Source organism: Pseudomonas sp. NFPP04, assembly GCF_900113815.1.
In the GTDB taxonomy this organism is placed as follows: domain Bacteria; phylum Pseudomonadota; class Gammaproteobacteria; order Pseudomonadales; family Pseudomonadaceae; genus Aquipseudomonas; species Aquipseudomonas extremorientalis.
This window is the reverse complement of the sequence record NZ_FOQS01000001.1, coordinates 181,095-193,319: the sequence shown is the minus strand read 5'-3', so window position 1 is coordinate 193,319 and position 12,225 is coordinate 181,095. Positions and strand designations below refer to the sequence as shown.

Here is a 12,225-nt window from a genome sequence, read left to right as displayed (position 1 = left end):
GTGTGGGAGCCGGCAGGCATCCGGCTCCCACAAGGTGATGCGTCTTACGAACCGATGTAACTGGTCTTCACCACGGTGTAGAACTCTTGCGCATAGCGACCTTGCTCACGCGAACCATAGGATGAGCCCTTACGTCCACCGAAAGGAACGTGGTAATCCACACCGGCAGTCGGCAGGTTGACCATCACCATCCCGGCCTGGGAATGGCGCTTGAAGTGGTTGGCGTATTTGAGCGAGGTGGTGGCAATGCCCGCCGACAGCCCGAACTCGGTGTCGTTAGCCATGGCCAGCGCCGCTTCGTAGTCCGCCACGCGCACCACGTTGGCCACCGGGCCGAAGATCTCTTCACGGCTGATACGCATCGCAGCTTCGCTGTCGGCAAACAGCGTCGGTGCCAGGTAGTAGCCTTCAGTGTCGCAGGTCACCAGGCCGCCACCGCTCACCAGCCGTGCACCTTCGCTCTGGCCGATGTCGATGTACTTGAGGTCCTGGTCCAACTGGGCCTGGGACACCACCGGGCCGATGTCCGTGCCGCTCTTGAGTGCATGGCCGACCTTGATCGACTTCATGCGCTCCGCCATGGCCGCGACGAACTGGTCGTGGATGCCGGCGGTCACGATCAGGCGGCTGGAAGCGGTGCAACGCTGGCCGGTGGAGTAGAACGCGCTCTGTACCGACAGCTCGACGGCCTGCTTGAGGTCGGCGTCGTCGAGGATGATCTGCGGATTTTTGCCGCCCATCTCCAACTGCACTTTGGCCTGGCGCGAGACGCAACTGACGGCGATCTGGCGCCCAACCCCCACAGAACCGGTGAAACTGATGCCATCGACCTTCGGGCTGTTGACCAGCACATCGCCCACCACGCGACCGCTGCCCATCACCAGGTTGAATACACCGGCGGGGAAACCGGCACGGGAAATGATTTCGGCCAGGGCCCAGGCACAGCCCGGCACCAACTCGGCGGGCTTGATCACCACGCAGTTACCGTAGGCCAGGGCCGGGGCGATCTTCCACGCGGGGATGGCGATCGGGAAATTCCACGGCGTGATCAGGCCGACCACACCCAGGGCTTCACGGGTGACTTCAACGTTGACGCCTGGGCGTACCGACGGCACGTAGTCGCCGGACAGGCGCAGGCATTCGCCGGCGAAGAATTTGAAGATGTTGCCGGCGCGGGTCACTTCGCCGATGGCTTCGGGCAGGGTCTTGCCCTCTTCACGGGCCAGCAGGGTGCCGAGCTCTTCGCGGCGGGCGAGGATCTCGCTGCCGACTTTATCCAAGGCATCGTGACGCGCCTGGATCCCGGACGTAGACCAGGCTGGGAATGCGGCACGGGCGGCATCAATGGCAGTGTTGACCTGAGCGACATCCGCCTTGGCATATTCGCCAATGACATCGGACAACTCCGACGGGTTGAGGTTGACGCAATAGTCGGCACCGGCCACCCACTGGCCATTGATGTAGTTATCGAAACGTTGGGCTTGGGACACAAATCTTCTCCTGACGCAAAAGGCCGCTGATTGCTCAGCGGCCTTGTAGATAGGTTATTGCGCGCCTTGCTTGTCGATCAGCGCGGCCAGGGCTTCGTATTCTTCCGGCAGCAAGTCGGTCAGCGGCGTGCGCACCGGGCCTGCGTCGTAGCCGGCGATTTTTGCACCTGCCTTGACGATGCTTACCGCGTAACCGGCCTTGCGGTTACGGATATCCAGGTACGGCAGGAAGAAGTCGTCGATGATCCTGGCGACGGTGGCGTGATCGTCCTTGGCAATCGCGTGGTAGAAATCCATCGCGGTTTTCGGGATGAAGTTGAACACCGCCGAGGAGTACACCGGCACGCCCAGGGCCTTGTAGGCAGCGGCGTAAACCTCTGCCGTCGGCAGGCCGCCGAGGTAGCTGAAACGGTCACCCAGGCGACGGCGGATCGACACCATCAACTCGATGTCACCCAGGCCATCCTTGTAGCCGATCAGGTTCGGGCAGCGCTCGGCCAGGCGTTCCAGCAGCGGCGCAGTCAGGCGGCACACGTTGCGGTTGTAGACCACCACGCCGATCTTGACCGACTTGCACACCGCTTCAACGTGGGCGGCAACGCCGTCCTGGCTGGCTTCGGTGAGGTAGTGCGGCAGCAGCAGCAGGCCCTTGGCACCGAGGCGTTCGGCTTCCTGAGCGTACTCGATGGCCTGGCGGGTCGAACCGCCGACGCCGGCGAGGATCGGCACGCTGGTGGCGCAGGTATCAACGGCGGTTTTCACCACCTGGGAATATTCGCTGGCGGCGAGGGAGAAAAACTCACCGGTGCCGCCGGCAGCGAACAAGGCAGTGGCGCCATAAGGGGCGAGCCATTCCAGGCGCTTGATGTAGCCCGCCTGGTGGAAGTCACCCTGGGCGTTGAAATCGGTCACTGGGAAAGACAGCAGACCGTGGGAGAGGATGGACTTCAGTTCTTGTGGATTCATTATTCGAACACCCTGGGCGAAGACTTTCTATCGAAAGGTTGTTGTTGGTTTTGGTGATGTCGTACGTCATCGTACAACTATAAAAAGATTCGTCAACTGCAATTGATCAGACTTCATTCAACGAGGGGTTAAAGGGCGCCGTCTTGACGTAGGAAGTTTTTCCTCTATGCTCGCAACAACTGTATATACATACAGCCATTACGGAAGATTCCTACGACATAGCAAGGAGCTAACATGTCAGGTCTTGATCTCGCAGTATCCGAAAAGAAACCACCTGTCCTGCGTTTCGAAGGGGGTGAACACACCGCCATCGGCGACGACACCTTGCTGCGCTTCGCCAAGGACGCCCCGGCAATTCCCGCCCGCCAAGTCGAGTTGCACCTGCCCAACGGGCTGGCGTTGACTTACGGCCAGGTCATTGCCTTGGGCGGCGACTTTTATGGCATCCCCGGCCAACCCATCAGCGATGGCACCTCCCCGGCCGAACGCGTGCAACGCTTTACCGCTGCTTTCAACACGCTCGCCGTGCTGCCCGCTTCACGGGAAGAAGCGCACAAGATCCTCGCGGTGATGCAAAAGGAGATCAACGCGGTCAAACAGGCGATCAAGGATGGCAAGCAAGCCCATGAAGCCTACGACGCCTTGGGTGATACGTTGTCTGAGGAATGGAACCGCATCACCGGCGGTGGCAGCGCGGTGTCGGCGCTGATTCCACTGGGGCGCTATTTGAAGTTGGCGGCGGACAATGCCGATCACTTCGGCGAATGGGCGCTGTCCGCGTACCTGGCAGGGCACACGGCGGCGTTGCAACAAGCCGTCGTGGCCCATCAGACCGGTACCGACCTGGCACTGGAACTGGCCTATGCGATGAACAGTTTTGCTGATCACTTTTTAACCGACCTGTTTTCTGCCGGCCATTTGCGTGTGCCGCGTAAACAACTCGCCGCCGTGGTGACGCCCGGTGAGCTGGGTTCGCTGATCAGCCGCTTCATGCACGATGAAGACAGCAAATTCGGGCTGAAAGTGCGCAATGCCCTGGGCGATCAATGGCACGCGTATGGGGACAAGCGCTACTTCGATGATATCGATGCGGACAACCGGATGCAGGTCAAACGTGCGGTGCAAGCCTCAGCCGATGAAATCTTCGATACGTTTATCAGTGGTGCCGCACCCTCCCCGGCCAACTTCAAGGCACCGCTGTATGTGCCCGACCTGAATGCGGCACAGAACCCGGCGAACAACTTTTCGCCGCTGTTCAAGATGGAGGGAGACAAGGTGCTGCGCCGCAAGGATGTGAATGACCTGAACGACAAGCGCTGGACGAATGATTGGTGGGGGTGGAGCACTTACCTGCTGCTCAAGGACTACAAGCCAAACACCCCGACAAACTGACAACCGCGCCTACAGGCAGCACTTCTAGATGCGCTGCGCCTCCGCCTCTTCATGGGCATGGCGCAGCCGCTCACGGCTGTTGGTCAAATGCAAGCGCATCGCCGCCCGCGCCGCATCCGAATCCTGGCGGGCAATCGCCTCATAGATCTCTTCGTGTTCGCGGCTCAAACGGCTCATGTAGTGCTGCTGGTCATCATGGGCCAGGCGCGCTGAATTCAGGCGGGTGCGCGGAATGATGCTGGTACCGAGGTGCGTCATGATGTCGGTGAAGTAGCGGTTGCCGGTGGACAGCGCGATTTCCAGGTGGAAGGCAAAGTCGGAGGCCACCGCATCGCCTGCGTGGGCCGCGCTTTCATTCAGGGCATCGAGCGCAGCGCGCATGGCGGCCAGTTGTTCGTCGCTGCGACGTAGAGCTGCAAGACCGGCGGACTCCACTTCCAGGCTGATACGCAGCTCAAGAATCGCCAGCACATCACGCAATGTCACCACAGTGGCCGGGTCGATGCGAAAGCCGCTCGGGCTCGGCGTGTCCAGCACAAAGGTGCCGATACCATGACGGGTTTCCACCTGTCCCGCCGCCTGCAGACGTGAGATAGCCTCCCGCACCACCGTGCGGCTGACCCCATGGGCCTCCATGATCGCCGACTCGGTGGGCAACTTGTCGCCCCGCTTGAGCTGGCCATCGCGGATCTGCTCGGACAACACCGTGACCAATTCCTGGGCAAGGCTGCGGCGCTTGCGGGGAAGACGAGGGGCGGTGTTGGCGTTTTCCATGATGAATCATCTTTCTCGGTGAACTTGAGCACGCATCATAGCCCATGGTGGTTGTACGATCACCGTCCGGGCGCGACTTTCATCCACATCCTTCACGCAAAAAAATGCCCCGACACAGGTCGAGGCATTTTTTCGGCAAACCCCGAGGGGAACGCCGTTTATTTCACCACTTTCAGGCTCGGCCGGCCGCTGGGACGCGGTGGCTCGGAATCCGGTGGCGGTTGATCATCGCCCTGTTCGCTTTCGATCGATTCGTCGTCCTCGAAAGGCGACTCCAGATCGAACACCATGCCTTGACCATTCTCCCGGGCATAGATGCCGAGGATGGCGCCAATCGGCACGTACAGCGTATGCGGCACGCCGCCGAAACGCCCTTCGAAGCTGACCGCTTCGTTGTCCATGTGCAGGTGGCGCACGGCACTGGGTGATACGTTCAGCACAATCTGCCCGTCGCTGGCAAAACCCTGCGGTACCTGAACCGCAGGAAATTCGGAATTGACCAGCATGTGCGGGGTGCAATCGTTGTCCACAATCCACTCATAGAGCGCGCGGACCAGGTAGGGTCGACTGGAGTTCATCAGCGGCTCCTTAAGCCTTAGCGCATATCGCGTTCGACACCAGACAGACTCGCCTGGAAAGCCTCACGCGCAAACTGGCGCTCCATGTAATCAAGCAGCGGCTTGGCTGGCCGCGGCAGTTCAATACCAAGAATCGGCAAACGCCAGAGTATCGGTAATAGGCAGCAATCCACCAAACTTTGTTCCTCACTGAGGAAAAAAGGCTTATCGGCGAACAGCGGCGAAACGCCGGTTAGGCTTTCGCGCAATTCCTTACGCGCCTGTACACGTGCCGCCTCTTTGCTGCGGGTATCCAGAATCAAATCCACCAGCCCGCACCAGTCACGCTGGATCCGGTGGATCAGCAGGCGGCTGTTGGCACGCGCCACCGGGTACACCGGCAGCAAGGGTGGATGCGGGTAACGCTCATCCAGGTATTCCATCACGACGGTCGACTCCCACAACGCCAGGTCACGATCGACCAGGGTGGGCAAGCTGCCGTAGGGGTTCACTTCGATCAGTTTGGGTGGATGACGACCTGCTTCCACACTGATGATCTCGGCGCTGACACCCTTCTCTGCGAGCACGATGCGTACTCGGTGGGAATAGTGGTCGGCGGGGTCGGAGTAACAGGCCAACCGGTTGGTCACGCCCATGGCGGTCCTCCTCGCTTGTTGAAATTATCGAAAGCTCAAAAACGAGCGCGCCCAGAGAGCATCTCTGTAACGCCTGGAACAACCAGACCGCTACGTATTCAGAGATGCCGCTGGGCGCGCAAGATTAACAGCAATTGCTTACGGTTGGATCAATGCACATCCTTCCAGTATTCGCGTTTGAGCAGATAGGCGAATACGAAGAAGAACGCCAGGTACAGCAACACATAGGTACCGATGCGCTGATGCTGCAGTTTGACCGGGTTGGCCGAGTAGGCCAGGAAGGTCACAAGGTTCTTGACCTTCTCGTCGAACTGCTCGTCTGTCAACGAACCTGGGGTTTCTATCTTCAGTTGATCGCACGCTTCATGGGTCAAAGGTGTGCCGGTCAACGGATCGTATTGCTTCTTGCCGTCTTCAACGACCTGAATCTGCTTGCATCCTACCACTTGCTTGCCTTGCAGGCCGACCAGAACGTTAGGCATGCCGACGTTCGGGAACACACGGTTGTTCACGCCATAAGGGCGCGCCGGGTCTTCGTAGAAGGATTTCAGGTAGCCGTAAAGCCAGTCGGTGCCGCGTACACGTGCCACCAGGGTCAGGTCGGGCGGTGCCGCGCCGAACCAGGTCTTGGCGTCGGCAGGCTTCATGCCGATGGTCATGTGGTCGCCGATCTTGGCGCCGGTGAACACCAGTTTCTCCAGCATCATTTCATGGGGGATACCGAGGTCATCGGCCACCCGCTCGTAACGCTGGAACTTGGCGCTGTGGCAGCCCATGCAGTAGTTGGCGAACGTACGCGCGCCGTCTTGCATGGCGGCCTTGTCAGACACGTCGATATCGACTTTTTCCAGCGCCGGGCCACCGTGCTCGGCGGCGAAGGACAGGAGCGGCAGCGCCGCAAGCATCAAAGCAACGAATAACTTTTTCATCAGCCAGTCACCCTTTCCGGAACCGGTTTGGTCTTCTCGAGCCGGGTGTAGAACGGCATCAGAATGAAGTAGGCGAAGTACAGGAAGGTGCAGACCTGCGACAGCAACGTACGCTCAGGGGTTGGCGCCAATACGCCGAGAACACCCAGGATGACGAAGGCAATGCAGAACACCCACAGCCAGATCTTGCTCAGCCAGCCCTTGTAGCGCATGGACTTGACCGGGCTACGGTCGAGCCAAGGCAACACGAACAGCACCGCGATGGCCGCGCCCATGGCGATCACGCCCATGAGTTTGTCGGGGATCGCGCGCAAGATCGCGTAGAACGGCGTGAAGTACCAGACCGGAGCAATGTGCTCGGGCGTCTTGAAGGCGTTGGCCTGTTCGAAGTTAGGCTTCTCCAGGAAATAACCGCCCATCTCCGGGAAAAAGAACACGATCGAGCAGAACACGAACAGGAACACCACCACACCGACAATGTCTTTCACGGTGTAGTAAGGGTGGAACGGAATGCCATCCAGCGGCACGCCGTTTTCGTCCTTGTGCTTCTTGATGTCCACGCCATCCGGGTTGTTGGAGCCGACCTCGTGCAACGCCAGGATGTGCAGCACCACCAGGCCCAGGATCACGATCGGCAGGGCCACAACGTGCAGGGCGAAGAAGCGGTTCAGGGTAATGCCGGAGATCAGGTAATCGCCCCGGATCCACTGGGTCAGGTCGTTGCCGATCACCGGGATCGCACCGAACAGCGAGATGATTACCTGGGCGCCCCAATACGACATCTGACCCCACGGCAACAGGTAACCCATGAAGGCTTCGGCCATCAACGCGAGGTAGATCAGCATGCCGAACACCCATACCAGCTCACGCGGCTTCTGGTACGAGCCGTAGAGCAGGCCACGGAACATGTGCAGGTAGACGACGATAAAGAATGCCGACGCGCCGGTGGAGTGCAGCAGACGCAGGATCGAGCCGTACTCGACGTCACGCATGATGTACTCGACCGAGGCGAACGCCTCTTCCGCCGACGGTGTGTAGCTCATCGTCAGCCACACACCGGTGACGATCTGGTTGACCAGCACCAGCAAGGCCAGGGAGCCGAAGAAATAGAAGAAGTTGAAGTTTTTCGGCGCGTAATATTTGCTGAGGTGGTCTTCCCACATTTTAGTGGCGGGGAAGCGCGCATCCACCCAATCCATGAACTTGCTCATCACGCGTTCTCCTTATCGAGGCCAATGACAATGAGGTCGTCAGTTTCGTAGGTGTGCGGAGGAACCGGCAGGTTCAGGGGAGCAGGCTGGGATTTGTAGACGCGGCCAGCGAGGTCGTAGTGGGAGCCGTGGCAGGGGCAGAAATAACCGCCGACCCAATCCTTGCCCAGGTCGACAGGGGCCACTTCCGGGCGGAAGGTTGGCGAACAACCCAGGTGGGTACACAGACCGACCAGCAGCAGGATCTCTGGCTTGATCGAACGCACTTCGTTCTTGGCGTAGGCGGGCTGGTCGGACTTCTCGGATTTGGGGTCAGACAACTGGCCTTCGATCTTCTTGAGATTCCCCAGGATTTCCTCGGTACGACGAACAATGAACACCGGCTGGCCGCGCCACTCAGCAATCATCTGCTGGCCTGGCTCGATCTTGCTGATATTCACCTTCACCGGTGCACCTGCGGCTTTCGCCTTGGCACTGGGAAACCATGACCCCACGAACGGGACCGCAGCCCCCACCGCTCCTGCAGCACCCACCACGGATGTGGCTGCTACCAAGAAGCGACGCCGGCCTGCATTCACGCCGTCATTGCTCATTCAGTCCTCTCCCATCAGCTTTTTGGCCTGTTAAATCAGGCGTCTACTAAGTGTTGAATCTTTACTTATAAAAATTTTGCCGAATGGTAATGAAAAGCCCCACGTCTGACAAGGGAATTGCCCGGGGCTCCGCCTCCAGGCCTTGTAGTATAGGGGGTCTACGGATGTGGCAAGTTGTCACGGCGATTTTTCTGCATAAATCGCAGGCAATAAAAAACGCCCAGCTCCGTGAGGAGGCTGGGCGTTTTTGTGGAACGTAAAGCGGATTAACGCTTCGAGTACTGCGGACGCTTACGCGCTTTACGCAGACCGACTTTCTTACGTTCAACTTCACGAGCATCGCGAGTCACGAAGCCAGCTTTGCGCAGGGCGCCACGCAGGGTTTCGTCGTACTGCATCAGAGCGCGAGTGATACCGTGGCGGATTGCGCCAGCTTGACCACTTACACCGCCACCGATAACGGTGACGTAGATGTCGAACTTTTCAACGGTCTCGGTCAGTTCCAGCGGCTGACGAACTACCATGCGGGCAGTTTCGCGGCCGAAGAAGTTGTCCAGGGAGCGGTTGTTGATCGAGATGTTACCAGTACCCGGACGCAGGAAAACGCGAGCGGTTGCGGTTTTGCGACGGCCAGTGCCGTAATTTTGAGTCGCCGACATAATGAACTATTCCGTTAAAACTTCAGTTCTTGGGGCTGCTGAGCAGCATGAGGGTGTACAGCGCCCGCATAGACTTTCAGCTTGCGAAACATATCGCGACCCAGTGGGCCCTTAGGCAGCATGCCTTTGACCGCGATTTCGATCGGGGCTTCAGGCTTCTTGGCAATCAGGCCTTCGAAGTTGGAAGACTTGATACCGCCTGGGAAACCGGAGTGACGGTAGTACATTTTGTCGCTTGCTTTGTTGCCGGTTACACGAACCTGCTCAGCGTTGATGATCACGATGTAGTCACCGGTGTCAACGTGAGGGGTGTACTCAGGCTTGTGCTTGCCACGCAGACGGCTGGCGACTTCAGTGGCCAGACGACCCAGGGTCTGACCAGCGGCGTCGACGACAAACCAGTCGCGCTGAACTGTTTCCGGTTTTGCAGTAAAAGTTGTCATTCTTTAATAGCCTCAGGGGCCGCCCTGTAAATTAGACGGCGGATCTTACTGAATAGTGCGTACTTTGACAAGTCAAAGGCAGCCGGATACAGACGCTATCGGGGGCTCGGGTCGGCGCGTCCGTTCAACGGCAAGATTCTTCGGCAGGCGGCGCATCACTTCCACTGCAGAAAGAGGTGGGCAATTATGCAGATTGCGAAAAAAAATTCAACCTGCTTTTATGATTGTTTTCCCTGAAGGAGTACCCGATGGATTATCGACAGCTGGGCCGTACGGATCTGAACGTGAGCGCGATAGCCCTGGGCACCATGACCTGGGGCGAGCAGAACAGCGAGGCAGAGGCCTTCGCGCAGATCGAGCGGGCCAAGGGCGCTGGGATCAACTTCCTCGACACCGCTGAAATGTACCCGGTGCCGCCCAAGGCCGACACCTATGCCACCACCGAACGCTACATCGGTAATTACTTCAAGAGCCGTGGCGACCGTGCCGACTGGATCCTCGCCAGCAAGATCGCCGGCCCCGGCAACACCATCGACTACATCCGCGACGGCCACCTGCGCCACAACCGCAAGCACATCGTCGAAGCCCTGGACGCCAGCCTCAAGCGCCTGCAGACCGACTGGATCGACCTCTACCAACTGCACTGGCCGGAACGCAGTACCAACTTCTTCGGCCAACTGAGCTACAAGCACAAGGACGAAGACAACCTCACCCCGCTGGAAGAAACCCTCGAAGCGCTGGATGAGCAGGTGAAGGCCGGCAAGATCCGCCACATCGGCCTGTCCAACGAAACGCCGTGGGGCACCATGAAGTTCCTCGCCCTGGCCGAAGCCCGTGGCTGGCCGCGTGCGGTGTCGATCCAGAACCCCTACAACCTGCTCAACCGCAGCTTTGAAGTGGGCCTGGCGGAAGTCGCGATTCGCGAGCAATGCGGCCTGCTGGCGTATTCGCCCCTGGCGTTCGGCATGCTCAGCGGCAAATATGAGAATGGCGCCCGCCCAGCGAAAGCGCGACTGACGGAATACAGCCGCTTCAGCCGTTACTTCAACCCGCAGTCGGAAGCGGCATGCAGCCGCTACGTTGCACTGGCGCGGGAGCATGGGCTGGACCCGGCGCAGATGGCGCTGGCGTTTGTGACGCAGCAACCGTTCGTGACCAGCAACATCATTGGTGCCACGTCGCTGGAGCAACTGGATAGCAACATTGCCAGTGCGGATCTGAAACTGTCGAAAGAGGTATTGGAAGGGATTGAGGCGATTCAGAAGGATCACCCGAACCCAGCGCCTTGATTGATCTTAAGACCGCTATCGGGGGCAAGCCCCCTCCCACATTTTGATCTGTGAATACATTCAAGTGTGGGAGGGGGCTTGCCCCCGATTTGGCCATCAGCAGAACCGCCCAATCAAAGCGCCCGCGCAATGATCTCCTTCATGATCTCATTGGTCCCCGCATAAATCCGCTGCACCCGCGCATCCGCCCACGCCCGGGCAATCGGGTATTCCCACATGAAGCCATAGCCTCCGTGCAACTGCACGCACTCATCGAGCACCTTGCATTGCAGGTCGGTAGCCCAGTACTTGGCCATCGCCGCCGTGGGCACATCCAGCTTGCCTTCCAGGTGCAACGCCATGCACTTGTCGACAAACACACGGCCAATCTGAATCTCGGTGGCCATCTCCGCCAGCTTGAAGCGGGTGTTCTGGAAATCCGCAATCGCCTTGCCGAACGCCTTGCGCTCGCGGGTGTATTCCAGGGTCCACTCCAACGCCGCCTCGGCGGATGACAGCGCGCCAATCGCCACGGTCAACCGTTCCTGAGGCAGCTCCTGCATCAGATAGGCGAAGCCCATGCCGGCCTGACCGAGCAGGTTTTCCTTGGGCACCCGCACATCCTGGAAGAACAGCTCCGAGGTATCCTGGGCCTTCATGCCCACCTTCTCCAGGCGCTTGCCCTTGTCGAAGCCCGGCGTGTCGGCTTCCACCAGGAACAGGCTGGTGCCCTTGGCGCCGGCCTTGGGATCGGTCTTGGCGACCACGATGACCAACTCGGCCAGGTAGCCATTGGTAATGAAGGTCTTGGAGCCGTTGATCACGTATTCATCGCCGTCCAGCACCGCCGTGGTCTTCACGCCTTGCAAGTCGGAACCGGCGCCCGGCTCGGTCATGGCAATCGCCGTGACCAGCTCGCCGGAGATCAACTTGGGCAGGTATTTGTGTTTCAGCGCTTCACTGCCGTAATGCAGGATATAAGGCGCCACAATGTCCGAATGCAGGGAAAAGCCGATGCCGGTCAGGCCCAGCCGGCTGATTTCTTCGATCACCACCGCGCTGTATAAAAAGTCCGCGCCCAGCCCGCCATATTCTTCCGGCAGGTGAGAGCAGAGCATGCCCGACTCCCCCGCCTTGCTCCACAAATTGCGGTCGATGTAGCCCTGTTTCTCCCATTGCCCATGGAACGGCGCGGCGTCCTTTTCGAGGAAGGTGCGCACGCTCTCGCGGAAGAGTTCGTGTTCCGGGCTGAACAAGGTTCTGGGAATCATGGGTCACCTGCATGGA

At 59.3% G+C, this 12,225-nt stretch carries 13 protein-coding genes; 2 read left to right on the top strand and 11 right to left on the bottom strand.

The window, feature by feature from the left end:
* Positions 1-44: 44 nt before the first annotated feature.
* Together BM017_RS00965 and kdgD are read right to left on the bottom strand one after the other, a co-directional pair.
* The gene (locus BM017_RS00965; RefSeq protein ID WP_012722211.1) at positions 45-1,490 is read right to left on the bottom strand and encodes an aldehyde dehydrogenase family protein; all 1,446 of its coding nucleotides are present in this window, start codon (positions 1,488-1,490) and stop codon (positions 45-47) included.
* A 54-nt stretch (positions 1,491-1,544) separates the two neighbouring features.
* On the bottom strand, positions 1,545-2,456 hold the full coding sequence (gene kdgD, locus BM017_RS00960) for a 5-dehydro-4-deoxyglucarate dehydratase (RefSeq protein ID WP_092240718.1): 912 nt from the start codon (positions 2,454-2,456) through the stop codon (positions 1,545-1,547).
* 234 nt (positions 2,457-2,690) lie between these two features.
* Between kdgD and BM017_RS00955 the strand changes: the two genes are divergently transcribed.
* Positions 2,691-3,848, top strand: a complete 1,158-nt coding sequence (locus BM017_RS00955) for a phospholipase (RefSeq protein ID WP_092240716.1) — start codon at positions 2,691-2,693, stop codon at positions 3,846-3,848.
* A 24-nt stretch (positions 3,849-3,872) separates the two neighbouring features.
* Here the strand turns inward: BM017_RS00955 and BM017_RS00950 are convergent, their stop codons facing one another.
* The 8 genes from BM017_RS00950 to rplM all read right to left on the bottom strand — a co-directional run bounded on the left by BM017_RS00950 (position 3,873) and on the right by rplM (position 9,670).
* Positions 3,873-4,622, bottom strand: a complete 750-nt coding sequence (locus BM017_RS00950; protein WP_092240714.1) for a FadR/GntR family transcriptional regulator — start codon at positions 4,620-4,622, stop codon at positions 3,873-3,875.
* Between the two features lie 158 nt (positions 4,623-4,780).
* The gene (locus BM017_RS00945) at positions 4,781-5,200 is read right to left on the bottom strand and encodes a ClpXP protease specificity-enhancing factor (protein ID WP_071491124.1); all 420 of its coding nucleotides are present in this window, start codon (positions 5,198-5,200) and stop codon (positions 4,781-4,783) included.
* A gap of 17 nt (positions 5,201-5,217) precedes the next feature.
* Positions 5,218-5,835, bottom strand: coding sequence for a glutathione S-transferase N-terminal domain-containing protein (locus BM017_RS00940; RefSeq protein ID WP_049710008.1), 618 nt, complete (start codon positions 5,833-5,835; stop codon positions 5,218-5,220).
* A 149-nt stretch (positions 5,836-5,984) separates the two neighbouring features.
* A complete protein-coding gene (locus tag BM017_RS00935; RefSeq protein WP_071491123.1) occupies positions 5,985-6,764 on the bottom strand; it encodes a cytochrome c1 in 780 nt (259 codons plus the stop codon).
* Complete coding sequence (locus tag BM017_RS00930; RefSeq protein WP_016971568.1) at positions 6,764-7,975, bottom strand: cytochrome b; 1,212 nt, start codon at positions 7,973-7,975, stop codon at positions 6,764-6,766. The genes BM017_RS00935 and BM017_RS00930 overlap by 1 nt, the downstream gene beginning before the upstream one ends.
* Positions 7,975-8,568, bottom strand: a complete 594-nt coding sequence (petA, locus tag BM017_RS00925) for a ubiquinol-cytochrome c reductase iron-sulfur subunit (protein WP_016976232.1) — start codon at positions 8,566-8,568, stop codon at positions 7,975-7,977. The genes BM017_RS00930 and petA overlap by 1 nt, the downstream gene beginning before the upstream one ends.
* A 266-nt stretch (positions 8,569-8,834) precedes the next feature.
* A complete protein-coding gene (gene rpsI / locus BM017_RS00920) occupies positions 8,835-9,227 on the bottom strand; it encodes a 30S ribosomal protein S9 (RefSeq protein WP_002555064.1) in 393 nt (130 codons plus the stop codon).
* 14 nt (positions 9,228-9,241) lie between these two features.
* Positions 9,242-9,670 (bottom strand): 50S ribosomal protein L13, encoded by a 429-nt coding sequence (gene rplM / locus BM017_RS00915; protein ID WP_003188508.1) that lies wholly within the window; start codon positions 9,668-9,670, stop codon positions 9,242-9,244.
* 248 nt (positions 9,671-9,918) lie between these two features.
* On the opposite strand from rplM, the gene BM017_RS00910 reads away from it, so the two are divergent.
* Positions 9,919-10,959, top strand: coding sequence for an NADP(H)-dependent aldo-keto reductase (locus tag BM017_RS00910; protein ID WP_058423021.1), 1,041 nt, complete (start codon positions 9,919-9,921; stop codon positions 10,957-10,959).
* Positions 10,960-11,072: 113 nt separating this feature from the next.
* On the opposite strand, the gene BM017_RS00905 is transcribed toward BM017_RS00910, so the two are convergent.
* A complete protein-coding gene (locus tag BM017_RS00905; RefSeq protein ID WP_092240712.1) occupies positions 11,073-12,209 on the bottom strand; it encodes an acyl-CoA dehydrogenase family protein in 1,137 nt (378 codons plus the stop codon).
* Between the last annotated feature and the right edge of the window lie 16 nt (positions 12,210-12,225).